General features: G+C 42.3%; 21 protein-coding genes, 1 tRNA gene and 1 pseudogene. 4 read left to right on the forward strand and 19 right to left on the reverse strand.

All coding sequences use genetic code 11. From position 1 onward, the window contains the following. Positions 1-177 precede the first annotated feature (177 nt). From H6F92_RS14030 to H6F92_RS14045, 4 genes are all read right to left on the reverse strand, one after another. A complete protein-coding gene (locus H6F92_RS14030; protein WP_190358405.1) occupies positions 178-498 on the reverse strand; it encodes a hypothetical protein in 321 nt (106 codons plus the stop codon). Between the two features lie 257 nt (positions 499-755). Then, positions 756-2,180: an AAA-like domain-containing protein gene (locus H6F92_RS14035; protein ID WP_190358406.1), complete on the reverse strand. Its 1,425-nt coding sequence runs from the start codon at positions 2,178-2,180 to the stop codon at positions 756-758. Positions 2,181-2,623: 443 nt separating this feature from the next. Beyond that, positions 2,624-2,971 (reverse strand): YkgJ family cysteine cluster protein, encoded by a 348-nt coding sequence (locus H6F92_RS14040; RefSeq protein ID WP_046662392.1) that lies wholly within the window; start codon positions 2,969-2,971, stop codon positions 2,624-2,626. Positions 2,972-3,243: 272 nt separating this feature from the next. Further along, positions 3,244-3,315: transfer RNA gene (locus H6F92_RS14045), tRNA-Val, on the reverse strand. Between the two features lie 81 nt (positions 3,316-3,396). Between H6F92_RS14045 and H6F92_RS14050 the strand changes: the two genes are divergently transcribed. Further along, the gene (locus tag H6F92_RS14050) at positions 3,397-3,933 is read left to right on the forward strand and encodes a metal-binding protein (protein WP_061432401.1); all 537 of its coding nucleotides are present in this window, start codon (positions 3,397-3,399) and stop codon (positions 3,931-3,933) included. A 239-nt stretch (positions 3,934-4,172) separates the two neighbouring features. Here the strand turns inward: H6F92_RS14050 and H6F92_RS14055 are convergent, their stop codons facing one another. The 5 genes from H6F92_RS14055 to pipX form a co-directional block, all read right to left on the reverse strand. Then, positions 4,173-5,693 (reverse strand): ArnT family glycosyltransferase, encoded by a 1,521-nt coding sequence (locus H6F92_RS14055; protein WP_190358407.1) that lies wholly within the window; start codon positions 5,691-5,693, stop codon positions 4,173-4,175. A gap of 183 nt (positions 5,694-5,876) precedes the next feature. Next, positions 5,877-6,689, reverse strand: a complete 813-nt coding sequence (gene proC / locus H6F92_RS14060) for a pyrroline-5-carboxylate reductase (protein ID WP_043997650.1) — start codon at positions 6,687-6,689, stop codon at positions 5,877-5,879. A 125-nt stretch (positions 6,690-6,814) separates the two neighbouring features. Next, positions 6,815-7,387 carry a cell division protein SepF gene (locus H6F92_RS14065; protein ID WP_190358408.1) on the reverse strand — a complete coding sequence of 191 codons (573 nt, stop codon included), beginning with the start codon at positions 7,385-7,387 and terminating at the stop codon, positions 6,815-6,817. 460 nt (positions 7,388-7,847) lie between these two features. After that, positions 7,848-8,507: a YggS family pyridoxal phosphate-dependent enzyme gene (locus H6F92_RS14070; protein ID WP_190358409.1), complete on the reverse strand. Its 660-nt coding sequence runs from the start codon at positions 8,505-8,507 to the stop codon at positions 7,848-7,850. Positions 8,508-8,516: 9 nt separating this feature from the next. After that, positions 8,517-8,783 carry a transcriptional coactivator PipX gene (gene pipX, locus H6F92_RS14075; protein ID WP_190358410.1) on the reverse strand — a complete coding sequence of 89 codons (267 nt, stop codon included), beginning with the start codon at positions 8,781-8,783 and terminating at the stop codon, positions 8,517-8,519. A gap of 508 nt (positions 8,784-9,291) precedes the next feature. Between pipX and H6F92_RS14080 the strand changes: the two genes are divergently transcribed. Continuing rightward, positions 9,292-10,833: an NAD(P)H-quinone oxidoreductase subunit N gene (locus H6F92_RS14080; RefSeq protein WP_061432396.1), complete on the forward strand. Its 1,542-nt coding sequence runs from the start codon at positions 9,292-9,294 to the stop codon at positions 10,831-10,833. 79 nt (positions 10,834-10,912) lie between these two features. Here the strand turns inward: H6F92_RS14080 and H6F92_RS14085 are convergent, their stop codons facing one another. From H6F92_RS14085 to ychF, 3 genes are all read right to left on the reverse strand, one after another. Next, the gene (locus tag H6F92_RS14085) at positions 10,913-11,164 is read right to left on the reverse strand and encodes a hypothetical protein (protein WP_190358411.1); all 252 of its coding nucleotides are present in this window, start codon (positions 11,162-11,164) and stop codon (positions 10,913-10,915) included. Between the two features lie 522 nt (positions 11,165-11,686). After that, positions 11,687-13,720 carry an N-6 DNA methylase gene (locus H6F92_RS14090; protein WP_190358412.1) on the reverse strand — a complete coding sequence of 678 codons (2,034 nt, stop codon included), beginning with the start codon at positions 13,718-13,720 and terminating at the stop codon, positions 11,687-11,689. Between the two features lie 405 nt (positions 13,721-14,125). After that, on the reverse strand, positions 14,126-15,217 hold the full coding sequence (gene ychF / locus H6F92_RS14095) for a redox-regulated ATPase YchF (protein WP_002732084.1): 1,092 nt from the start codon (positions 15,215-15,217) through the stop codon (positions 14,126-14,128). 577 nt (positions 15,218-15,794) lie between these two features. Between ychF and H6F92_RS14100 the strand changes: the two genes are divergently transcribed. Continuing rightward, entirely contained in the window at positions 15,795-17,828 is a 2,034-nt protein-coding gene (locus H6F92_RS14100; RefSeq protein ID WP_190358413.1) for an elongation factor G, read from the forward strand. A 321-nt stretch (positions 17,829-18,149) separates the two neighbouring features. Here the strand turns inward: H6F92_RS14100 and H6F92_RS14105 are convergent, their stop codons facing one another. The 3 genes and pseudogenes from H6F92_RS14105 to tnpA all read right to left on the reverse strand — a co-directional run bounded on the left by H6F92_RS14105 (position 18,150) and on the right by tnpA (position 21,272). After that, complete coding sequence (locus H6F92_RS14105; RefSeq protein WP_190358414.1) at positions 18,150-18,851, reverse strand: DUF4276 family protein; 702 nt, start codon at positions 18,849-18,851, stop codon at positions 18,150-18,152. Positions 18,852-18,861: 10 nt separating this feature from the next. Beyond that, on the reverse strand, positions 18,862-20,286 hold the full coding sequence (locus H6F92_RS14110; RefSeq protein ID WP_190358415.1) for an AAA family ATPase: 1,425 nt from the start codon (positions 20,284-20,286) through the stop codon (positions 18,862-18,864). A gap of 555 nt (positions 20,287-20,841) precedes the next feature. Beyond that, positions 20,842-21,272: pseudogene (tnpA, locus tag H6F92_RS14115) on the reverse strand (IS200/IS605 family transposase). A 50-nt stretch (positions 21,273-21,322) separates the two neighbouring features. On the opposite strand from tnpA, the gene H6F92_RS14120 reads away from it, so the two are divergent. Beyond that, positions 21,323-22,537, forward strand: coding sequence for an RNA-guided endonuclease InsQ/TnpB family protein (locus H6F92_RS14120; protein ID WP_190358416.1), 1,215 nt, complete (start codon positions 21,323-21,325; stop codon positions 22,535-22,537). 102 nt (positions 22,538-22,639) lie between these two features. On the opposite strand, the gene H6F92_RS14125 is transcribed toward H6F92_RS14120, so the two are convergent. The 4 genes from H6F92_RS14125 to H6F92_RS14140 form a co-directional block, all read right to left on the reverse strand. Further along, the gene (locus H6F92_RS14125; RefSeq protein WP_190358417.1) at positions 22,640-23,287 is read right to left on the reverse strand and encodes a class I SAM-dependent methyltransferase; all 648 of its coding nucleotides are present in this window, start codon (positions 23,285-23,287) and stop codon (positions 22,640-22,642) included. Positions 23,288-23,384: 97 nt separating this feature from the next. Next, positions 23,385-23,738: a DUF1257 domain-containing protein gene (locus H6F92_RS14130; protein WP_190358418.1), complete on the reverse strand. Its 354-nt coding sequence runs from the start codon at positions 23,736-23,738 to the stop codon at positions 23,385-23,387. 135 nt (positions 23,739-23,873) lie between these two features. Then, positions 23,874-25,385: a stress-responsive protein Ycf46 gene (gene ycf46, locus H6F92_RS14135; protein WP_190358419.1), complete on the reverse strand. Its 1,512-nt coding sequence runs from the start codon at positions 25,383-25,385 to the stop codon at positions 23,874-23,876. 79 nt (positions 25,386-25,464) lie between these two features. Next, positions 25,465-25,815, reverse strand: coding sequence for a slr0373 family blue light stress response protein (locus tag H6F92_RS14140; protein WP_199308223.1), 351 nt, complete (start codon positions 25,813-25,815; stop codon positions 25,465-25,467). Positions 25,816-26,322: the final 507 nt, after the last annotated feature.

Here is a 26,322-nt window from a genome sequence, read left to right on the forward strand (position 1 = left end):
TTTTGAAGTGGGTGAACTATGGGAATCTTAAGAATTAGTAAAGTGTAGGGTGGATTAGGCGGTTACAAATCCGGTCAAAAAACCAAAATTAACAATCCGCCGTAACGCACCAATTCTATCATTAATTCTACCTGAATATCAAACAGGAACTAGAAGCCTGTTCCCCAGCAGTGGGAGTTAGGGGTTGCTAACAGGGGGAACAGTGATGACAAAGCGGATAACAGTTCCGATAACTGCTGTTGCCAAGATGGTGATTAATGCCCAAATTTGGGCTTTCTGGGAGCCTTTAATCTCTTTTAAATCACCTTGTAAGGTGTTGAATTCTCCCTGTAATGCCTTGAGATCTCCCTTGACTTCGGCCTCGAATCTGACTTGAACAATCCTGATCTCTGTGACATCTTTCTGGAGCGCGTCTAGCTTCTGACTGGTCTCTTTAAGATTCTGATTAATCTGGTCTAGGATTTTTCCTAAATCGGTTTCGATGGTGGGGCCGCTCATGGATTAGACTCCTAATTAATTGGTGCGCTCACCAATGATTGTAGATTGTAGAGTGCGTGTTTGCGGTTAGTAATTCGGTCAAAAAAATAAAATTAACAATCCACGCACTAGGTACTAATTATATCACTAATTGTCCCTGAATATCAAACACAGGAACTACAAGCCTATTCCACTCGAACTTTAAAAACCCACTTGCCACTCTCCTATACTTTTTAAACAGTATTTAGCATCACTCCCTCATAATGACATTCAATAAACTAGATAGCATAGCGACTTTTTCTGGAATTATCAAAGTGAGCAAGCGTAATTTTTTTGGCGAAGATAGAAGTTTTTCGAGGCAAAAAAACATAACGTTGCCGGAAATATTCGCCAAAATATTGACGGTAGAGAGGACAACTGACTCGGCAAAACTTACCTTGTCGGTGAATTAGTCCGAGACTTTCTAGGTGAAAAGCTGCCATTAAATCAATTTCTATGTCTTTTTCTGCCATCACCACCTTAGCAAAGATAGCCGCTAAATTGCCCTTTAAGTATTGCAGATGCCAAAGTAAACGTTTAAGATGCCCTGCAAAAATATTACTTTCCTCGTCGATAGAAGTAGCCAAAATGCTTTCTAGGGTACAATTGCCTCGATCAATATGATAGCAAGCAAGACGAATTAAATAGGGATTACCCCCTAGAAATATCCGTAATTTTTCGCAGTCAAAATTCTGATCTAATCCCTGTCTTTGACTTAATTCTCGTACTTGTGCGCTGGTAAAATTAGGCAATTCGATCGGTAAACCAAGACTAAAAGGAGATTGATAGATATCTGAGGTTTTATCAAGCTCCTGTGCAGGGGAATAGGCAACAATTAAACGTAATTTTTGCCAGAGGGGTTTGTTTTTGCCTTCCTCGTGCCAGAGGTGCAGAATACTGAAAAATTCTTCCCTTAGCTGTGGATAAGGGAAAAGATATTCAAGATCATCAAAGGCAATCACTAAAGGTCGATCGAGATGGGAGAGAATATGCTTTTCTAGATAGATTTTACAGTTAATTTTACCCCCTAAGAATTCATCCCAATCCTGTGGGAGATGATTATCTAAATCTAACTGGCGACTAATACTAACACAAAGCCAACGCAGCCAGTGATTTAAGTCTTGAAAAATTGATCTTTCTGCTAACCGAAAACTGAAATAAAGTGTATGATATTGCTGTTGTTGTGCATGATTAATAATTCTGGTTATCAGGGAAGTTTTTCCCATTTTTCTGGCCGCATTAATCCGGATCAGACTGCCCCCGCGCAAAATCTCTTGATAACAAGTCTGTTCCAGATTATTTCTGTTGATATAAAAGGGGGAATCGAGAGGGACTTGTCCCTCTGGTAACTCAGGCAATAGTTGAGGATTAATAGTATCAGTTTCTGGTAAGTTAGGACGATAATAATCGCTATTTTCTAAAGTTAAATTAAAAGCTTGAAAACAATGTTTTAGGGTTTGTTTATCCACTCCCGATTCACAAGCAAATACCTTCATCAGAGTATCTACCCCTAAAAGAGTTTTCTCGCTGAGGACTTCTAGGGTGAAACGATAACCACGATTATCCCGATATTCCGCTTCTTGTTTAGCAGTAAGTAATTTTTCTAGTCCCGTGGGGGTGAGGATAATCCCGCGTCTGCGGCGCTGTTTTTCTGGTTTTTTCATGATAGTTTTTCCCTGTCCTGAACTCAAACTCTACACCCCTAGAGGTTTTGAGTTTCCTATAGACTTCTCCTCAACAGGGAAACAATCGATTCCGTAATTTTTGCCGACATTCCGCACATCTTCATATACTTGTATATATTTTTACATTCCCCAAGATGTTTTAACGAAAAACCTTCATTGTAGAAACTACTATTGAGAACATTTTCAATAATTGATTTTTTCTGATAAAAAAGTTTACAATCCTTTACATTGACAGAAATCGATGATTGTAGCTATAATCCTTACTGGCAAAGGGTTGTAAGCAATATTTGAGTAAAATCATTAATTGAATGTTAAGAAGTGCGGAAAGTGGGTCACTGGTTTAGCGATGGAGAGGATCGGGACAATAACCAGACCACTTATTTTCTTCCCCGTCTAAGTTATTTCTGGGATAGGGGTAAATCTTAGCCTACTTGCTGACGATAGCTATTCATTTCTAGGCTATCTTCCCCATAAAGATCCTCAATGTGTTCATGACAACAATCGATCGCAAATTGCTCAAATTCTCCCGGTTCAATTTGATACATTTTGGCAAAAATATCGGGTTGAACACGACAAAATTCTGGTCTCTGGTCATAAATGGTACAGAGACGGGTTTGGCGATCAAAGTTTATACACCAACCTTCTTCCCCCACCATGCTGAGATATTGACTTAATTGTGCGGGAGTCAGATATTCTTCTAAGTCAGGACGCTCATCGGGATTTAGTTGACAACAAGCTCCACAATTTTTAATACATTTCCAATTGGCCATATATAGCGTTTTTCAGTCTGCTGAGGTACAAAAGTTATGGGTTTTAGGCAAAAGGCCAGAGGCAAAAGGCAAAGGGGAAGAAAAACAGGTGTACCTCACTAGCTTAGGAAACGCTATAACTGGTGTGCCACGATGAATTAATCCTAGTACCTACTGACTAGCTTACTAGCAAATAGTCGCAATTTTGCCTTCCAGCAGCAATTACCCTCAATAGTTTTAATCTAAACCGGCGATCGGGAGTGAGAGCTTGACTAGGCAAGGATCGAATAAAATGGGCGTTGTAAGGGTCGAACTTACGGCATCCTGCTTGTAAGGCAGGCGCTCTACCACTGAGCTAAACGCCCGAATCAATTTCGTACTTTCTCAGTATAACATATATTTTCAAAAAAGTATATTATTTTTTTGAGCGAGTTAATTTTTTTCCGATGCCCTCTGGTCGAACTCACGATCGCATTACCCTAATTCTGCTGCCACCGATTGCGGGGGCGAGTTTTTTGGTCAGTGGCAGTGGGAAATTAACCCTGTTACTGTTGGCCAGTTATTTGTTTAGCGGATTTCTGTTTGGACCGGATCTTGACATCCACTCGGTACAATACAAACGTTGGGGTTATCTGCGCTGGTTGTGGCTACCCTACCGTTCCATGATCCGTCATCGCGGTTGGTTATCCCACGGTTTATTGATCGGCACAATTTTTCGGTTATTTTACTTCGGTAGTTTTCTTTTACTAGCGGCGATCGTCATCATTCCGATCCTGCAAAGTTTCTGGGGTATAGACTGGGATTGGCGACTGTGGCCGCAGCAAGCGATCGCATTATGGCAACAGTATCCCCGGGTAGCGATCGCTATTTTCCTAGGTTTAGAATTAGGGGCGATGAGTCATAGTTGTAGTGATTGGATCGGATCGGCCTACAAACGTTCTCGAAAAGTGGCTCAAAAACCGGTAAAAAAGAAAAAACGTTAATAGTCCCCGTCCACAATTTCTCATTAGGGTTTGCGGCAAAAAGTTGTTCGTGGGGGCAGGGTGTGGGGTGTGGGGTGTGGGGTGTAGGGTGTAGGGTTTTAGCGATTTTGAGGGGGTCAATTACCTAATTTTCAGGGAAAAAGTACCTGAAGCCGATCACTCCCAGATCTGGTACTTTTTGATTGACAAAAAGTCTAAAAGTCTTACCCAACAAGGTTTTTAGATTTATTCAGCAAGCCCTAATTAGCCTTACTTTTATATTCTTGCCAAGTTTTCGGACTGATAAAGAGAGTTCCTTTTTCTTGCTTGTCGGGAAACTGGATATAATTTTTCTCTAAATAATCCTTGAGTTTTGGTGATTGCAGAAATTCCTTTTCAAATCGATAGAGAAAAACCAAATCGGGCTGTCTTTTTTCGATGACTTCTAGGATAAAATCCCCATCAAGATTCTGATTGATAAATCTCTTTCTGGTGATGACAGCAGTTTCTGGGGGTGTTTTCAAGAAATATTTATATATGTAGTGAGGATTATCGGTTAACAGAAGTTTATCGGAGTTTTTAAATTTTTCAAACACAGCTTCTGCTAAAAGAGGTTTATACTTTTTATTATATTGAACGTAGGCATTAATTGCTGGATCACGATTGCTGATTATTCTCAAGGTATTAAAGAGAAATTGACCAGAAAGGGGGAGAAAAATCAGCATTTTGAGAACTAATTCCTGGGTTATTTTTCGATTTTGCCTAAATTCCCCGAGACTATCACTAATTTTTAACTGTTCGACAAATAAGGCAATTATCCAAACGGCAGGAATGATTAAATGGATATAATAATAGTGCCAAATTGGGGCGACCGTGGCGAATCTGAATAGATTAGAACCTAACCAGACCAAGGGCGGTAAAAGTGGTATTATATTGCGAGTAAAAACCATCGCTATAATAGCGATCGCTGTGAATATTATATAAATTGGTTCGTGCTTCAGTCCGATTTGTAAGAGATTCAATAAGGTGAGATTTTCTTCAGCGAAACTAGCGGCAACACTGACATGAGATTTAATAATATTTGCGTAGGAAAAAGGAAAAATAGTCAGGGAACCCAAGACAAAGACTAAAACAACAGCGACTAACCAAATAACAATATCAATGATTCTTTTAATAAAATTATTCTGTTGATTGAGAAAAATAATTAAAGCTACAGTTGGGATAATAGTAATGCCTGAAAGTTTAATTTGCAGGGAAAAAACAAAAGCAATGGCACTGAGTAAGTACAGTCCATACTTAAGCTTACCCGTGAATTGAACGGCTTTAAAGATGATAAAAATACTTAGGATTGTAAAAAAAAGTGCGGGTAACTCCCGCAACATTGTCGTTGACAGGGTAATATACACTAGACAGGTTGAGAGAATAAATACCGATAAACAAGAAGCTAATATTCCGCAATTAACTCTCAGAATTAGATAAAAAATTCCTAACATAATTGTGGATAAAGAAAGCACCATAAGGCGCGCCGCATGGATGGTAAATCCTGTCACGCTTAACCAACCATTTAGTAAAAGAGATAAACCCGATAAATGATCGTGCCAAACTTGTTCGTAGAGACGATAACCTTGTTTAGTGACGTAGGCAAGTACCAGGGCCACCGCTTCATCAAAATTAAGGATATAGGGATAATGAAGCGGGACTTTCCAGAAAACAATTCCTAGGAAAAAAACAGCAATGGCAATTAATGCCATTAAATCAAAACGATAAGATTTCTTATTCATAACTTTTTCTGGACAAGAATTGCTGCGTATCTTATCACAGATTGAGACACCAGTTAAGTAGATGGTTATAATTAAATTAAAAATGGATTTTAGGTTCGATCCCCCCTTAGTCCCCCCTTGATAAGGGGGGTGTCTGATAATTTTTAACGCCTACCTAATTATGGGTTAAAAAAGATACAAAAATTACTTTTCGGAACTACGCCCTAAATCTTTAGATCTATGATAGGCCGCCACTACTGCCTCGATAATAGTCGATCGAAAAGAGCCTTTTTCTAATTGTCTCACCCCAGCAATCGTAGTTCCCCCGGGGCTAGTGACGCGATCCTTTAATTCCCCAGGGTGTATGGCCGATTCTTTTAATAGGGTTGCCGTCCCTAAAACTGTTTCTATGGCCAATTGAGATGCGATCGCTCGTGGTAATCCCGCCGCCACACCACCATCGCTTAAAGCTTCCACCATCAGGGCCACAAATGCCGGACCCGATCCCGATAATCCCGTTACCGCGTCCATCAAAGCCTCGGGAACTTCCACCACCGAACCGACCGCAGCAAAAATATCTCTGGCTACGGCCAGATGTTCTGGTTCCGCATGACGACCAGATGCGATCGCTGTAACCCCTTGTCCCACCGTGGCCGGGGTATTGGGCATCGTCCGGATTACGGGGCGATCGGGAAAGCCCATTTCTAAGCGATTGAGGGTAACTCCCGCCAAAATCGAGATAATTAGGGGTTTTTCGGGTATTCCTAGCAAACTATTCACTACTTGCTCTAAAATTTGCGGTTTTACCGCTAAGATTAACACCTCAGTTGCTCTAGCGGCTTCCCGGTTATCCTCGCTGACTTGCACTCCGTAGGTGTTAACCCAAAAGTTGCGCCGTTGGGATTGGGGTTCACTGACTAACACCGTTTCGGGACTATAAATATTTTTTTTTAATAAACGGCTGAGAATGGCCTCGGCCATCACGCCACCGCCAATAATTCCTAAACGAATAGACACAGTATTATTGAAAGTAAAAAGTAAAAAAGAGAGATTTAGCTATCCTACCCAGAAAAAACACATCCTCTCGAGCAATCGAGCGATTTCCAACTTCGACAAACTTGACGAGAGGACTATGGGCGGATTCATTGAGCTAATCGATTGATTTCAGCGCCCCAAGCAGGTGCGGAGGAAACGGGTCGAGCCATTTTCGGATTGTCGGCGATATCGTGAATAGTTCCCGAAAGGGTGCTAACTTTAACGCAGCTGGGGGTAAATAGGAAAATACTCTCACCGATGCGTTCTTGATGACCATCAATTGCGTAAGTGCCACCGGCGACAAAATCCACGGCTCTTTGTGCTTCTTCGGGATCCATGACGTTGAGGTTTAAAACCACCGATTTGCGTTCTCTCAGGGTTTGGATAACTTGGGGCATTTCCTCGAAGGAATGGGGTTCGATCACGACTACTTCTGCATTATTGTTGTTAATACCTGGCATACCGATCACGTTGCTTCTGTTGGGTCCCATAGATGTGGCTGTGTTGAGATTTAAAGGTTCGCGTTGACGACGATTAAGCGGTTCTTCTTCTTCGTTTTGATCCTTCTCTTGGGGGGAAGACTTTTCCCAGTTCATTTCTTCGTAGTCGGTTTCGTCTTCGTCTTCTGGTTGTTCGGAGATGCCGACAAAATCTTTGAGTTTGGTAAAAATGTTGTTCACAGTCTAAGGTCCTTCACAAGATTTTTTTGGGTGGTCTTGTCTAGAGTCGGGGTTATTTATTGGCCTTTAACAATTTTTGCTCTAACTTAGTACAGGGGAACTATTTTGTTAAGGGTTCGTCATTTTAGTCGTCTGGAGGCAGCGGTTAGTTCCCAAATTAAGCTATCAGTTATCAGCTGCTGAAGGCAAGAGGCAACAGGCACTCGTGCAGAAGACAGAATCTGGCAATTCTCCTACCTAAAAATAAGGTTAGAAACTAAGCACATCAAAGCTTTTAGCTTAACCAATTAGGTTTTAGATTCGGTCTTTGTGATCAGGGGATAGTTTTCAGGGATTGGGAAAAAGTCAATTCCTCATTTCTAACCACCAGCTTCTAGATTGGGCGCTGCAATTCTAATATATATTATCACCGATCATTAAATTTTCTAGGGGGGTTTTTCTGTAAATTTAGGGAGATAGTTTAGTAAGTGCGATCACCAAAAATGCTGGTTCCCACCCGGATCAAAGTGGCTCCAGCCTTGATGGCGAGAGGATAATCGTTAGACATCCCCATGGATAGATGAGGCAGGCGTAAACTAGAGCTATTCTCGATTATTTGGGCTAAATCGCTGGTTTTTTCAAAGGCGGCCAACTTTTCCCCAGCGGATAATCCCCGGGGCAGAATTGTCATCAAACCTTGAATTTTTAGCTGTTGACAGTTGACTAAAGCGGGAAGAGCTGCTAGTAATTCGGCCTTGTCCCAACCGAACTTATCGGGATCGGGGACAACTTTCACCTGTAGCAAAACTTGGGGATTAATCTCTAATTCCCCAGCTAGGCGATCGAGTCTTTGGGCTAATTTTAAACTATCGAGGGAATGGATTAAATCGAAAGATTCTAGGACTTTGCGCGCTTTATTTGCCTGTAGATGCCCAATAAAGTGCCAAGAAATATCTGGCAGGTCTTTTAGTTCTTGCTGCTTCGAGATTGCTTCCTGTAGCTTACTTTCAGCAAAATCTCTCACTCCTGCTCGGTAAGCTTGACGGATATAATCGCCAGATACCTGTTTACTGACGGCAATCAGACGCGTGCAGGGGGGTAGGGTAAGACGGATTGACTCGATACGACTAGCGATCGTCATGAACTAGACTTAAAAAGTTTGTTGATAAATTTGGTTGAGACTGTTAAATTCTTGCACATTACTGCCCCGGCGCAAATTCCGCAGCCGGTTTTCCACCAAAAGACGAGCATCGGAACGACTAATCGGATCGAACGAGACTTTTTTGGGTTCCACCGTCACCAGAAAAAAAAGACGTTGGGCATAAAGAGTGGTGAATAATTCCCGATGTTCTTCTAATAGACACACTCTGTATAATAGACCGAAAGTAGGATGATTGAGATAGGTTTCGTTACTCATTCAAGCGATCGCTAAAGGAAAAGGATGGAGCGAACTAGAAAGTTTTTCAACAACAAAATCAAGCGGATGGCTCGAAAACAATTGATTTTCTGGGTGTTTCCCCTAGCCTGATTCTACCAGAATCCTTCAATGACAACTAACGATGCCAGTCTATGTCATGATTTCCTGAGTTTTCACTTTTTCCCTGTTAACTTGGATACATTTCGGTGACAAGTTGTCATCATCAGAAATTAGCTCTGCTGCAAAAATCAAAGATTTTCCCTTAGCTGAGGAGACTCCGAGACAGGAAGATAAAAAAGACAAGAGAGAACTAAACTAACGATAAAAACTAAGATTATCTCAAATTTATCTGGTTTTTTAGAAATTTTGACCCGATAGCGGCGATCAGTGAACTAAAAACTCACATCTGATCACTGATAACTGATAACTGATCACTGAATCGCTGATCAAATGCCCTAAGCTTGTATTAAGCCTTTTTTAACTTCAAATTCCTTTAACCTCAATCAATATGGATTTTTCTAGTCTTGTTGCCAGTCAGCTAAACGCCGGCGTTATCTGGCCCGAAGGAATCCTGATTATTACCCTGATGGTGATTTTAATCGGCGATTTAATCGTGGGACGAAGTGCCAGAAGTTGGCTGCCCTACGTTGCGATCGCTGGTCTGCTCGCTGCTGTGGTTGCTCTCTATTTTGCCTGGGACAATCCGAAACCGGTGGCCTTTTTAGGGGCTTTTGAGGGGGATAATCTCAGTATCGTCTTTAGGGGGATTATTGCCCTTTCTACCGCCTCCACAGTGCTGATGTCTATCCGTTATGTGGAACAAGCGGGAACCTCCCTGGCGGAATTCTTGGCCATTATGCTCACCGCGACCCTCGGGGGAATGTTCCTATCTGGCGCTAGTGAATTGGTGATGATCTTCATCTCCCTAGAAATGCTCAGTATTTCCTCCTATCTAATGACCGGTTACATGAAGCGGGATCCTCGATCGAACGAGGCCGCCTTAAAATACCTGTTAATTGGAGCTTCTAGTTCGGCGATTTTCCTCTATGGTGTTTCCCTTCTCTACGGTTTATCCGGAGGTGAAACCAGTTTAAGTGCCATTGCCCAAAAATTAACTGATGTTAACGGTGGTCAGTCCCTGGCCTTAGCGATCGCATTAGTGTTTGTGATTGCTGGTATCGCCTTCAAAATTTCGGCGGTTCCCTTTCACCAGTGGACTCCTGATGTGTACGAAGGTTCACCCACTCCCGTGGTCGCTTTCCTCTCGGTGGGTTCCAAAGCGGCCGGTTTTGCCCTAGCAATTCGCTTATTAGTGACGGTTTTCGGTCTAGTGAGCGAACAATGGCGGTTTATCTTTATCGCTCTAGCAATTTTGAGCATGATCCTCGGCAACGTGGTCGCCTTGGCCCAAACTAGCATGAAACGGATGTTAGCCTATTCCTCGATCGGTCAGGCGGGTTTTGTCATGATTGGTTTAACCGCCGGTACTGACGCGGGTTACTCTAGCATGATTTTCTATCTGTTAATTTACCTGTTCATGAACCTAGGGGCTTTTGCCTGTGTGATTCTCTTTGCTCTGAGAACCGGAACCGATCAGATCGCTGAGTATTCGGGACTCTACCAGAAAGATCCGCTCCTAACCCTATGTTTAAGCATCTGTCTGCTTTCTTTAGGGGGAATTCCGCCTCTAGCGGGCTTCTTTGGTAAGATTTATCTATTCTGGGCCGGTTGGCAAGCGGGACTTTATGCCCTCGTCCTCGTTGGTTTAGTCACCAGTGTGGCCTCGATTTACTACTATATCCGTGTGGTCAAAATGATGGTAGTCAAGGAACCCCAAGAGATGTCCGATGCGGTGAAAAATTACCCCGTTATCAATTGGACTCTTACTGGGATGCGTCCCCTACAGGTGGGTATTGTCCTCTCCCTAGTGGCGACTTCCCTAGCTGGTATCCTTTCCAATCCTCTCTTTACCCTAGCGACGGATTCCGTCACCACTACCCCCATCCTACAATCGGCGGCCCTGGCGACGCATATTTCCCGGGCAAATTGAGAATCTCTGTTGATTTATCGGCGTTGTCAGATCAGAATAACAACGCCGATTTACACCTAATCCGTTTTTAATAATGTGATTAACTCTCATCTTCTTCTAAAATAGAGGCGAAAATATCTGGAGTTAATCCGTTAGCTTCTGCTTCATCACTAGCTTGATCCATAATTGGTGATAATCTTGCCGCTGCTTTTTGACGATATTTTTCTAATTCTAATTGAATAGTTTCAGTTAATTTGTTTTCTATGTTCGCTCGGTCATTGGGTTTAATTTTAGCGTAATATCTAGCAATTTCTAAAGGAACTTGAATAGTGATTTCTGTCTTGCTATTCATGGTAATTGATTGTTTTTTTTACTTTTAACAGAAAACGGGTTTCTCGGAGAAACCCGTTTTCTGTGCGTTACTCAACGGATTTAGTATGATTTAAAAGTTGCCATTGGATCAAAAAAATCAATGAATAGGGCTTGCTGAAAAAGTACGGGCGAAGCATTCGGATAGAAAATCTACGGTTTCACCGATAGGTTATTGCTCGAATGCTTCGCCCCTACAGGACGCGGGCCGATGAAGACGCAAGGTTTTTAAGCACGATTGTATCAAAAGTTACAATTTAATAAATCTTTACATTTTTCTCCTCGACTAGCGACTCATACTAAATCCGTTGAGTATAGGCTACATATCAGGACAGACAAAAGGGTGAATAAATAATCAGTTTTTAATAACCAGATTTAGCGTTGGGTTTCATACTTCAACCCAACCTACGTTCATCTTATATTTAATTCCACCCACCTACTTAATCAGTCTTTAATAACCAGATTTAATATTAAGACTTGTTCTAAGCTTAACCTGCTTTTTGCCTTACTCAAATTGGCCAAGTAAAAGACTGATTTCGTTAACAACATTCTCACTTGCTTTTAACGCTTCTTTTCTAATTGCTTGAATTTCGGTCATACTTTTGGCGATTCTCTGCTGTTTAGATTTGGGTGGAATAGGCACTAAAACTTTAGACAAATCATCTACTAAAATAGTAGGAATAGCATGACCTGTCATGTACCTTTTAATCTGACGCAAAAAAAAGTCTGTTCGCATATATACTAATAAAAACAAAGGCTCGACTCCCTGAATATTTCTTAATACTGAAAATCCATTTGAGCAAATTGCTCCGTCTTCATCTTCCGTGATTAGGGCTGTTGCTTGGCGTGGTGTTCCTGTACTTGCTCCTGAAATTGCTGTAATAATATCGCCTTTGTACAATCTATAAGTTGCGCGAGATGGGGCCTCATGTGCCTTAATTATTTGTTGAGAAACAACTTGCATTGTACGGTAATCAACATCGGAAATGGCGATATATCTAATTTCACTGTCCCTAGCTAAACGAAAATCAGCTGAATCTCTCAAAATATCGGCAATTTCACCTAAAGGTTTCGCCCCAATAGATTTTAGATGTTCTAATAATTTTTGGTCATTGGGTAAATAATGTTCGGCATCCAGTCTCGAATTGAGCAGGGTATTCTTAACTGTATAAATACAATCGCTGTTTTGTGCAAATTCCCCATTGATAAATGACCTAAAAGATTGAGAAATATCATCTATATCATCGTCAACTATTGGCAAACCTGATTTTGTTCGGGCTATAACTCCCGACTCGTTGCGCTTATATATTGTTTGTCCTTTAACGTCATAGCCTATTTTTTTGATTTGTGCCATAAAACAAGAATCATGGTTTGCTGGTAATTTTTGAACTACCAAAAGTGATGTCTTGATTCCAGTGCCGTAGGGTACAAAGGCTTCCGGCGGTATGGAAACAACACCTAATATTTTTGTTTGGGAGCGCAACCAATGGCGAATCGGTCCATTAGAGATATTTTGTAATAGACCATCGGGCAGAATAATCGCCATGCGCCCACCTACCCGCAATAATTTTATAGATTTCTCAATAAATAAAATATCGGGCGACTGACCCGCTAAAACGGTTGGGGAAACTTCCCAACCATTGGACGCTGATTTATGCCATTTCCGGGCAAGAAGATATGATTTAAGAATTTTCTGGTCTTCTACTTTGCCTTTATTTCCGAAAGGAGGATTGGTCAAGATAACATCAAAAGAATTATTTAATTTTTCATCTTCGATAAGCGCATTAGTGCAGATAATTTCTGAACCTGTGCCACCTTCAAAAACTAAACGAATCATTCCCGAAAGGGCGACATCGGGATTAAATTCAATTCCTGTAATACTTTCTTGCACAAAACTTGCTATATTGAACTCTGGATTATTTTGTCGAACATGGTTGATTGCTTGAATTAAAAAACCACCACTTCCGCAAGCAGGATCTATAATTTTTTCGTTTGGTTTGGGGTCTATCATTTCAACCGCAAGACGGACAATTGGATGAGGCGTAAAAAATTCTCCCCTATCTCCACGCTGGTGTCTATTTACAAAAGTCTGAAAGGCTTCACCTTTTATATCGCCAGATGTTTTAGTTAAATTAATGTACTGTAACCTGCCTACAATATAAGCAAGAGTCAAAGGTTTTAACTTGAATTTGTCATCGGTGAAAAATCCCCGATAATGATTCTTGATGGAGGTAAATAATTGACTGAGACGCGACATAAATTCATCGGACTTATTGGCGACGATGGCTTTATATTCACTTGCTGTAACGCCAAAATTTACAGATTGCTTGGCAGATTTTTCATCATGAAGTTTGATGATGATTAGTTTAACCATCTCGTGAAAAATCTTGTCTTTGAGCATTCCTTCGTTGGCGTAAATATAATTATGGCACTCTTCAAAAACTGCGGAAAGATTGTTAGAAGGTCGTAATTCCTGAATTTGCGGGAGTTTTTCAGGTAACAGGCTATCTTCGGAAAATAACAATCCTTGCTCTTTCATTTTTCCAGTTTGATTTGACCGTTTCCCCTTGCGGGTTGTTGAATAGATAAACTATTTTTAGCCTCGACTGCATTCCTACCAAACCAGTCTTTTAGTGGACAGAGATCATCGCCATCTTGATTAAACAAGAACTTGCCCCTATACCTAATTATAGAATATAAATTAGAGTATGTCAAGAGATAAAAAATTCAGTTTCATGTTAACCAAAGTAAGTAAAAAAAGCTGAGAGATTGTTGATGACAGAAATTCGGAGCATCTTTCAATTTGATAACGCCAATTGTAGGGCTGATTCCGGAATTAGCGCCAATTGTAGGGCTAATTCATGAATTAGCCCTACAGCTATTGACAAGGCCTATTGTTTAGCCTTTTGATCAGGTGAGTGCCACCCACCTGATTTATTTTTAGCTATACATTAAAACGGAATAGTAAAACATCACCCTCTTGAACAATGTATTCCTTGCCTTCACTTCTGACTAAACCTTTTTCTTTGGCTGCGCTCATCGTGCCACTATTAACTAAATCCTGATAAGACACGGTTTCTGCACGAATAAAACCCCGTTCAAAATCCGAGTGAATAACTCCGGCTGCTTGGGGTGCTTTCATACCAGAAATAATCGTCCATGCGCGGGTTTCTTGGGGACCGGTGGTGAGATAGGTACGCAGTCCTAATAACTCGTAGGTAGCTTTAATTAAAGATTTTAATCCCCCTTCTTCTACTCCTAAAGAACCAAGAAAATCTTTTCTTTCTTCCTCCGACAATTCCACTAATTCCGATTCTACTTGAGCAGAAACGATCACAACTTTTGCCTGTTCCTCTTGGGCAATTTGACGGACACTTTCTACCCAATCATTACCCGTGGCCAGATCATCTTCGCTCACATTAGCGGCATAAATAATCGGTTTACGACTCAATAAACCGAGATTTTTAATTAATTCTTCTTCCTCTTTGCTTAAATCCACTTTTCGCGCCGAAATACCGTCATTAAGACAAATTAGGATTTTTTCAAGGATAGCCAATTCTTCGGCGGCTTCCTTGCTATTTTTCGCCTGTTTGCGTAAACGTTCCACCCGCTTCTCCACCTGTCCCAAATCCGCTAGAGCTAACTCTAGATTAATCACCTCGATATCCCGGGCCGGATCCACGGAACCGGAAACATGAATAATATCATCATTATCAAAACAGCGCACCACATGAACGATCGCGTCCACTTCCCGGATATTAGCCAAAAATTGATTACCCAATCCTTCCCCGCGACTCGCACCCTTGACTAATCCGGCGATATCGACAAATTCAATCCGCGTCGGCACGATTTTCTCAGAATTAGAGATTTTAGCCAAAACCTCCAGACGTTCATCGGGGACGGATACCACACCCACATTCGGTTCAATGGTACAAAAAGGGAAATTAGCGGCCTCGGCCTTGGCATTAGCCACCAGAGCGTTAAATAGGGTCGATTTCCCCACATTTGGCAGTCCCACGATTCCAGCTTTTAACATAAAAATTGCTTGATAAACATCATCCCGACCTCTCACTATATCAGGCTGCATCTCGTTTTTGTGAGTCCAGTTGATGAGAAAGACTCTCGATAGTCAACAGCTTAGTTAACATTTGCTGAAAAAATTTTTCCTGGAGGTAGGAGACTCCGATTCAGGAGACTCCGATTCAGGAGACAGGAGATTATTTTTATTTATTCTCCCCATTTCCCCATTTCCCCATTTCCCCATTTCCCCATTTCCCCACACCCCACACCCCACACCCCACACCCCACACCCACGAAAAACTTATTTAGCAAACCCTAGTTAACATTTATTCAAGTTCCTTAACTAAAAGTAGGCGAGACTTTACAAGAGATTGCGAGAATAGGATGTAATGCTTGAGACTGAGTTAGGGTGAAGAGTAGGAAAGAATACACCTGTAGCACTGGGCAAAATTATGGCAAGACAGGCCTTTCACTTCTAAATACGTCCTGAGAGTAATTTTCAGTGCTATGACAGTATATTTTCTAGGGCGATCAAGTGTAAATATCGTCCAATCGCCACAACTAATCACTAAATCATTGTTGGGGGTATCTGTATGAATCAAAGTATCGGAGCAAACACCCGTAATGTGGCCCTTGTCGGCCCCTACTCCAGTGGAAAAACCTCCTTACTGGAAAGTTTACTTTTCGTAACAGGAGCAATCACCAGAAAAGGCAAAATCAGCGATCGCAACACCGTCGCTGATAGTTCCACCCAAGCGCGGGATCGACAGATGAGTGTAGAAGTTTCCGTTGCCCATAGTCAATACCAAGACCTAAATTTTACCTTTCTCGATTGCCCTGGTTCGATCGAATTTGCCAGTGAAACCTATAATGCCCTCGTCGGGGCCGGTGCTGCTATTATCGTTTGTGAACCAGTAGTCGATCGAGTTCTCACCCTGGCTCCCTTGCTAAAATTCCTCGATGATTGGGAAATTCCGCATCTAATCTTCATCAACAAGATGGATCGCTGTAATAGTCACTTTAACGAAGTCCTACAAGCTATCAAATCCGTTTCTAGTCGTCCCCTCGTTCCCCAGCAATATCCTATCCGTCAGAACAACGAAATTATCGGATTCATCGATTTAATCAACGAACAGGCTTATCATTACCATGCTAACAGTCCCGCCGACCCTGTAGCTTTACCCGACCACCTCAAGGAAGAAGAACAGATTGCTCGACAAGAAATGCTAGAAACGATCGCCGAATTTGACGATCATCTTTTAGAAGAACTCCTCGAAGATATTAACCCCTCCCGGGAAGAAATTCTCCAAGACTTAAAACAAGAACTGGGAGCCGATCAGATAGTACCCGTGTTCTTCGGTATGGCGGAACGGGATTATGGTGTGCGTCATCTCCTCACCGCTTTAGTGGAAGAAACACCGGCCCCGACAATTACTGCCAACCGTCGCGGTCTCGATCCCAGTGCGGATGGAGATGCAGTGGTACAAATCCTCAAAACCTATTTTACTCCCCAGGGCGGTCGCCTGTCCCTAGGGCGAATCTGGCAGGGAACCCTTAACGATGGCATGGCCTTGAACGGTGTGCGGATTGGTGGTATCTATCGTCTCATGGGACAACAACAACAACCCTTACAGCAGGCCCAAGCGGGGGAAATTATCGCTCTCGGTCGTTTGGAAGGAATCGCCACCGGAGACGTGGTTAGCAGCGGTAGTCAAAAACCCGACCTTCCCAGAGGATTACAGCTTAAACCCGTCTTTGCTCTCGCTATTGCCGCCGCAAATCGCAAGGATGAAGTTAAATTAAGTTCAGCTTTGACGAAACTGATCGAAGAAGATCCTTCCCTCTACTGGGAACAACACGGCGATACTAAAGAAGTGATTCTCTGGGGACAGGGAGAAATTCATCTGCAAGTGGCTCTCGATCGCCTAGCGCGCAAGTATAATCTACCGATGACCACCCATCTACCCCAAGTTCCCTACAAGGAAACGATCAAAACCAGCACCAAATCCCACGGACGTTATAAACACCAAACCGGCGGTCACGGTGCTTTTGGCGATGTGTATCTCGATATTAAACCCCTGGCCCGGGGGGAAGGTTTCCAATTCCATGAAACCATTGTCGGTGGTGTCGTCCCCAAACAGTATATCCCCGGGGTGGAAACGGGAGTGCGGGAATATCTCGGTCATGGTCCTTTGGGTTTCCCCGTGGTGGATATCGATGTTACTCTCACCGATGGTTCCTATCACAGTGTCGATAGTTCCGAACAAGCTTTTAAACAAGCGGCCCGTCTAGCGATGACGGAAGGACTGCCTAAATGTCATCCGGTCTTATTAGAACCAATTCTATCGGTGACGGTTCTCGCTCCCTCGGAATACACCGCCAAGGTTTTACAGTTAATCAGTGGTAAACGCGGTCAAATTCAGGGTTTTGAAGCTTCTGGGGAGTGGAAAGGTTGGGATCAGGTGACGGCCTATCTCCCCCAAGCGGAAATGCACGATTTGATCGTTGAATTGCGTTCTTTGACTATGGGTGTCGGTTTTTTCCAGTGGGATGAGGATCACCTGCAAGAAGTGCCGGATAAACTGCGCGATGCGGTTTTAGCTATGCAGGGTAACGGTCAAAAGTAAGCTGCCCGCGCATTTAAATTGCTTGTTGAGATGAGGCAACAGGCAAAAGGCAACCCCCCCGACATCGTAGGGCTGTTTCATTCTCGCAAATGTCATTCAATCAAATCCTTATCTGGCAAGGTTTTCAGTCAATTTCTCAGAACAAATATCTGAAAAATTTTTAAAATGCCTTGCTTTGCTTGCCCCGTAAGCGATTGAAGACAGACAAACAAGGAATCAAACTAGAGAATGAATCAGCCCTAGGGTTGGGGGGGGTTGGGGTTGAGGAAAATTAACCATCTCTGCCATTACTTTAGAAAAATGCTATTAGCAAAGTCCTATTCACGTTTGATCAGGATTATCCTCTATATTGTTGACTTTCGTTAATTGTGGAAAAATATCTCGTACTGCCTCTTCAAATTTTTTGTAGGAAGATAAGGATTCTAATTTCGACAATGGGATTTTTGTACCAAGCGGTGAATATAAATCGTCAATTTTTAGTTTATTTCGATACCGTTTAGTTATACCTTCTCTGGCTTTATTGATGGCATTTTTAATCGTTTCTTTCGGATTGCTAAAAGATTCGGGATCTTTATCGATTGCCAACTCACTATCACTTTTATTTGTACACAATTCTTTTTTTAGTAATTCTTTGTCTGCTAATATCCAAGCTTCAGTCATTTGTATTGGAACGATAGCAACTAAATTTTTACATAAGTCTCGCTCGTCTAATTTAATAGCATTAAAAGCCGGATTAATTCTTTCCTTAAATGCGTTTTTATCTGTTTTATCATCTGCGTCTGCATGGAAGCACAAAACCATTGCTCCCTTCTCCACCGCTTGAATTGCGTATTTTTTAGCTTTTTCTCGGATATTTTCGCCAGAGATTTGTGGAAGACAAATTGGTTCAAAAATTTCTATTTCTTGTTTATCGTCAAGAGCAACTCTCTCGAAAGTGCGCTGAATAATATTCGGTAAAAATCTATGATCAGAACTGCCTTCTGTAGCTAAGGCAATAATTATTTGTTTGATTTTTTTTGCCATCTTAATTGATTTACGTTAATTGGTTTGGTTGATTTTTAATATTTTTAATCGCACTTTCAGCATCAGCAGTTTTTAGATATTCGACAACTTCCGAGAGAGTTAGCTTGGCCTCATTTTCGGAGTAAAATAAGGTTAATTGCTTTTTATTCTCTTTGATAACAGGGTGAAAATTACTGCTTTTCATCTTAATTCGTTTCCCTTCAATAGTGGATATTCGATTGGTAAGTTGAGAAAGCCAAATGCTGACATTTTCATCATCTTGCCAATTAATTAATTGACTCACCAGAACTGGAGAATGAGTGTTCACTATTACTTGGCGTAAAGGCATTTCAGTATCTTTAAAATCGACAGTTAGCTCTTTTAATAATCTTGCCATTGCTTCAATACGAAAAGGATGAATGCCATTTTCTGGCTCTTCAAAACACAGTAATCCTGTGTGTTGTTGGTCGTATTGCAGGACACATAATGTTAATAAACGTAGGGTTCCTTCCGAAAGCACTCTCGAAGAAAACTCCCGACCATCATCACCTTTTACCTTGATAATAAATTGTCGATTTGCTTTGTCATCATAAACATTAACTTCTGTAAGATTCGGTAGCAGATTATTGAGATCACGGGAAATTGCTGTGAGGGTATATTCATCATCTTGTTTAATGCGAAATAAAGCAGCGGCTAAATTCTTTCCGCTTGCTGTTATTGTATCTCTGATGCCTAGATCTTGACGAGTAGGTTCTCGCAGATCTTCGGGATTAAGCTGCATAAACTTCCAACTCAGCATTTCTTGTTTGGCGGCTAATATATGTTGAAAATCTATGGTATTAATGCTGCTTAAAACAGTTTGTGATGCGTTTTTTGCGGGAAATACTTTTTTATTCCCCGCTTGACCGTCTTGATGTACAACAATGGTAGCAATACCACTCTTATCTTCAGTCTTAATATAAGGAATCGCTCTCCTACCCGTTACTTTTGGTCGCCAAGTTTCCAATACTGTCTTAGGAATATAATTTTTTACCCAATTATCTTCATTGTGCTTTAAGTTTTCTAAACGTTCATCAACAATATACAAGTTTTCAAATCCACTTATATTAGACTCTCGTTTAATTTTTAATTGATAGCGCAACCTTGTATATTTAAGATCGACTTCCCCACCCCAATTATCTTTTACCTTGCGATTGACTAACATTTCAACTATAAATTCCATTTCCGTGGCGTAGTCGTCCTCATCATACTGGGTAAAAAGTTCGCTAGGATGTCCTCTTTGCTCGCTAAAAGCCGTCTTCAGATCCACTTCTGCCAGCCGCGCCAACAATTGCAAAGCATCAAATAAATTACTCTTACCAGAAGCATTAACCCCAGCAACTACAGTAAGCGGCGTGAATACCATTTCAAAATTATGAAAGGATTTAAAGCCATGAATTTTAATATAAGTAATCATAGTTTTAGTCGATAAGTAATATTAAAACATCAGCGCGACATTTAACCATACTGGACAATCTTCTCAACTTTCGCCCGATACTGTCCTACTATAATCTAGATATTGGTGGCTCTTCGGTTTATGTTATGCAATAGACGGGGGTTATAAGGGATGGAACCCTTATATAGAAAAGCATTTAGCGATTTTTGTCAATTGTTTTTGATCTAGAGCGAACTAATCAATTAAGTCTCTTGCCAGATAAGGATTTAGTCGATTTATGCTCCCCTATCGAACCATACCAAGTAACGAAGAGCCATATTGGTTTACAGGAGGTAGTGCGATTACGCTGATTTTGTCGGGTGCGTTCCCTGCTGCAACGAGGGAGAACGCACCTTACCGATCGATTCCTGAGAGTATGGGATATTAGTCTAACAAAGCCCATAGACAACAGCTTATCTAGCTGGCGGCCGACGGCTGATGGCTGACGGCTAAAAATATAACTATCTCAAGGTCGCGAGAGGACTCCCGTTAAACTGCGTAGCGGTTAACGGGAGATAAATCGCCACCAGAATAAAACTAACGCGGTAGCGTTTCCACTTTCGGGGAGTTTTGATTCTCAACATATTTTTTTAGTTGTTCAACAGTTACTCCGCCACAACTGGCCACGAAATAACCTCCCGTCCAAAAATAGGGTTTGTTGTAGAAATACTTTGCCGCCAAATCCAGAAATTCCTTTCTAATTAAGCGACTACTAACTGTTTTAAGGTTAGCGATTAATTTGGATAAAGCAATGTCAGGCTTGTCATCAATAATCAGGTGAACGTGATCCGATTCACCGTTGAAATCAAGTAATGTGCTGTCCCATTTTGTGACGTTGATACAAAGATTTCTTTAAGTCGGGCTAAGATTTCATTGTTAATAACTTTTCGTCGGTATTTGATGACAAATACAACATGAGCAGTAAGTTTGTAAACAGAGCGAAATCCATGATTGTAATCGGTTGACATATTAGGCAGTAAGTGTTAGAATTTAATTTTACATCACGAAACAAACGACAGTGATAACGCTTACCTACCAGTACAAACTAAAGGTAAACAGGCAACAGGAACGGGAGATCGTCCACATTCTTGATGTTTGTAAGAGCGTTTATAATTACGCGCTCTCGGAGCGAAAAGACTGGCTAAACTCTCGAAAGTCTCTTGCGGATCGCTGTTCTTTAGTTTCCGAGTATATAATTTCCGCGGATGAACCTTATCCTAATTACTTCGTTCAAGCCAAAAATCTAACGGAAGCTAAAAAAATCTATCCGATATTAAAGACGGTTAACGCTCAAGTTTTACAGCAAGTTTTAAAAACTGTAGATAAAGCTTTTTCTGACATGAAATCGAAAGGCTTCGGCTTTCCTAGATTTAAGAAAAAGATGCGGAGTTTTGTTTTTCCTGCGCTGTCAAAAAACTTCTTAGGTGACGAATACTTAAATTTTCCACAATTGGGAAAAATTCGGATTAGGAAATCTAGGGAGTACCCGTCTGGGTTTGAGCCTAAACAAGCTCGAATTATCCAAAAAGCGTCGGGATTTTACGTTTCGGTTTCTTTCCAATCTCCGGAATTAGTTCCCGATATGACAGTTGGGAAGACCTGTTTAGGAATTGACGCGGGAATTGAAAGTTTTGTCGCTACTTCACGAGGAGATTTAATCAAAGCCCCTCGATTTTTGTTGAAAGTACAGAGTAAGCTTAAATTGCTACAAAGACGCTTAAAACATCAAGTCAAAGGCTCGAACAATTGGTTGAAACTCCAAGAGAAGATAGCGAGATTACACGAAAAAGTGTCTAATACTCGTAGAGATTGGCACTTTAAATTAAGTCATTACCTTTGCGATCTTGCTGATAATATTTTCGTTGAAGATATTAACTTCGTTTCCTGGTCTAGAGGGATCGTTAGAAAACAATCTCTAGATTCGGGTATCGGTAGTTTTATTAACGAGATACTACCGTTTGTCGCTTGGAAACGGGGAAAATATTATCTTAAAGTCGATAAAAACGGAACCTCGCAAGAGTGTCCGAATTGTGGCGCGATTACTGGCAAAAAGTCGTTATCGGAAAGAGTTCACCGGTGTGATTCTTGCGGTCACATCGAACCAAGAGATACAGCATCAGCGAAGGTAATCGAGAATCGAGGCAAAAACGCGGTCGGACTGACCGTGTTAGAAAATGCTCGCGGAGGCGATTTGACGGGGATCGACCGGGTTAAACCCAGTCGATCTAGTTAAAAGCCTATGAACCGAGAATCCCCCGCTACACCGCGCTCCGCGGTTAGCGGGGGAGAGTCAATATTAGGAATAACCCTAGGAGTGTTAACGATGATTACAATCCTAGAGAGGATTCTTTTTTCCTATCACTGCATAGAAGGGATCAGCGACCATAATTCCTAACATTTGCAGGAAACTGGGGGTAGTAGCAGGACGAACGATCCCCTGTACTTCCCTAAATCCCGCCACCGATTTAAAATAGGATTTCACTAACGCTACCCGGCCTAAATCGCTATTATCGCGCCAAACAGCGATCGCTTTTTGGTAAAACATACGATTGGAAAAACTGACCACCACCAGACCATTAGGCTTTAAAATGCGGTACAGTTCCGCAAAAATCGCCTCTGGATACTGCAAATACTGCACCGACACCGTTATTAACACCGCATCAAAAGAACTATCCTCTAGGGGCAATTTTGGCTGTGCATTGAGGTCCTGGACAAAATAACTATGCAAGCGGGGATTTTTGGCTAACTCCTCCCCATTCATCCCGTGACCTTCGATATGCTCAAATTCCATCTCCTCCGGTAAATGGGACACCCAGCTGCTCATCAGGTCTAAAATGCGCGTATTCGGCGATAAGATCTCTCGGTAGAGAGCGGTTAATCGATCGATAAAACCCTGATCCACGTGGGTGACAAAGCGGGGAAAAGCATAAAAATCGCTGTCTTTCGTCGGATCGAGTTTAGTTCTTTCTTCGGGTCGGAGCATTTTTGTCAAGTTAATTTTATTCTTAACATACCCCACAGACAGAAAAAAGGGTTAACCGAACTGGTCAACCCCTAGGCTTGGGAACGCGCTGTAAATCTTAGCTTTGAACGACTAGCTTAACGTTAGCGTTTTGCAGACCGCGCTGTTTCACTTCGGATAGGGTTTTGTTCACAGCGTATTTTTGGTTGATCGAGTTGATCAATTCGGTTTGATTGTGTTTTTTGGCCACACCCCAGAGGTCAGCGATTAAATCGAAACTGCCGTCGCTATTGCGGGACCAACCGAGATCATATTCGCCATCGAGAACAGCAACGATGTCTGAGCGAACCCGTTGACCGTTGTAACCACGAACGTCGGCTTCGGTTTTTACGCTAATGCCGAGGTCGCGGAGAGAAGCTTTGAGGATTTCGGCATCGGTGATTTTGGTCCGGAGAGTGCTGAAATGAGACATTGGAATTTCCTCTTTGTAGATTAAGAATTAACAACAACAGATTGAGAGTTAAAGAGTGCCGCCAAGCGGCTTTTCGAGGCATTGCTAGTCCCTGAGAACTAGCCTTTCATCCCGTTGGGAGCGGGCGAAAGTCTGTTAGAACTCCAATCGCTGGTACTCAGCGACGGAGGCCGAAGCAGGTCGGGCGCGTTGTCTGGCCCAATCACGCAGGGCTGTCACCTGTTCGGTCATGGTGCGAGATAGGGGCAGAGTCGCCTTAATCGCCGCAATAATGTCCAATTGCGTGAATTCGCGATCTTGGGCAAAGGCCTCATACATGGCGGCAATCAGCGCCTGTTCTATTTCCGCACCGGAAAACCCATCGGATACCTTGGCTAACTGCTCCAAATCGAAGCGAGAAATGTCGGAGCGTCGTTTAGTCAGGTGAATATTAAAGATATCTTGTCTTTCTTCGGAATTGGGCAAATCGACAAAGAAGATTTCATCGAAGCGCCCCTTGCGGAGAAATTCCCCCGGTAGCCGTTCAATCCGGTTAGCTGTGGCCATGACGAAGACGGGCGAGGTTTTTTCCTGCATCCAAGTCAGGAAGGAGCCGAAGATGCGGCTAGAGGTTCCCCCATCGGAATCGGCGGATCCTGTACCACCGGCAAAAGCTTTATCTAATTCATCGATGAAAAGAATGGCCGGAGAGATGGATTCAGCAGTTTTTAGGGCATTACGCAGGTTGGCCTCGGACCGTCCCACCATGGAACCATCGTAAACCCGTCCCATATCTAGGCGCAGGAGCGGTAAACTCCAGAGGCGCGAGGTGGTTTTAGCGATTAAGGACTTACCACAGCCTGGTACTCCTAAAATTAGCATTCCTTTCGGTTGGGGGAGTCCGTAACCTCTGGCTCTTTCTGTAAAGGCATTTGAGCGCTGTTTTAACCATCTTTTTAGTTCTTCCAGACCGCCGACGGCATTGATGGTCTCGTCCTCTTCAATGTATTCTAAAATTCCGTTGCGGCGAATCAGTTGTTTTTTCTCGGAAAGGACGATTTCTACCTCGTCTTCCGTCAATTTGTTCGCTTTTACATAGGCCTTGCGGTACACCTTTTCGGCTTCATCTTTGGTTAAGCCCAAGGCCGCTTTCAGGAGTTTTTCCCGGACCTCTGTGGTGGTACGACGATTTTTATTTTTGCCTAGGTGTTGCGAGAGAACCGTATCTAACTCTCCCATGTCCGGCAGGGGAAAATCTAGAACTACCACGTCTTTCTCTAGTTCTATGGGGACTTCTTGCAGGGGAGACATTAAAATAATGATTTTCTCGCTGCCCTTAAAGCTGGCGATCGCATCTCTTAACCAACGAGTGACCGGGGCGGAAGTGATGAACGGATGCAGGTCTTTGAAGATGTAGATGCCCGCTTCCCGTTGACGCACTACCCATTCGATCGCCGCTTCTGGCGACACGGTATTATGTTGACTGGTTTGGCGCGGTTGACCCAGTTCGATCATGCCGTGGGTGACAGTCCAGACAAACACCCGTCGATGTTGTGTATTTAGTTGGGCTATTTTGCTGATGGCTTCTTCTGCCCTTTCCTCCTCGGAGGTGACGAGGTAAATCAGGGGATACTGAGCCTTGACGAGAATTTCTAGCTCTTCTTTCATAACATCGACCCTATTTTTGGTAACGGTTTAGACCTTGGGCGGCTGATGGCTGTAGATGCCTTGTTCGGCTACTGCGAGTTTAGCAGGGAACTAAGGCTGCTTCTCCCTCTGTGGTTCCTTGAGCGCCAACGGGTTCGGGAACTTCGATCGGGAACTCATCGCCCACTATTGCGGGCTGGCGTTTGATCGACCTTAGCCGATCTTCTTTCATCACTAACGCGGCATCACACTCGGGACAGACATGAACCTGATAGGTTTTGCCATAGGCGGTGGCTTCGATTTCCTCTACCTTTTCGGGGTATTTCAGGTAGAAAGCGATCGCTTTCTCCACCAGCCCTGACATCGATTCTTCATTGATCGCAGCTTTTATCTTTAGTTGACGATGGACTCCAGGGGGAAGGTACAGTGTGACTTTTTGCTTGTCTTGCATATCACTAAATTGGTTTACCCGGGTATGTGTCTCTACTATAACCACTGTCTTTCTCTCCTGTCAAGATGGTAAGCTGTTATAACGGCATAATTGTAATATTTCTTTACAATTGTTGGGGAAGTGGGGTGTGGGGTGTGACCCCCCCCAACCCCCCCGACATCGGTAGGGTTGATTCATTTAAATTAAGTACAGCTGATTTTGAGTCAATAAATTTGAATGAAAATTCTCAAGTTTATCTTTTTCTAATCAAAAGAGTTAGTCACAATAACTAATATTTAATCTTCTGCCAATATTTATTATGAATAGATTGATAAAGCCTGTTCCCAAGCCACTAAAAGCCTATCTCTCTTGAAATTTTCTGAGAGTACATCCTGTTAATTTAGCTAATTTTTCCGCTTCTTACGTCGATAAAACTATCAGTTTTTCCCAACGTTCAGCTAACCACCTCTGTCCCTCTGTTATTGAGAGAAAACCCAAACCTCTGAAAAGATTCAATCCTATAGTTGT

This window comes from Microcystis wesenbergii FACHB-1317 (assembly GCF_014696875.1).
Taxonomy (GTDB): domain Bacteria; phylum Cyanobacteriota; class Cyanobacteriia; order Cyanobacteriales; family Microcystaceae; genus Microcystis; species Microcystis wesenbergii_A.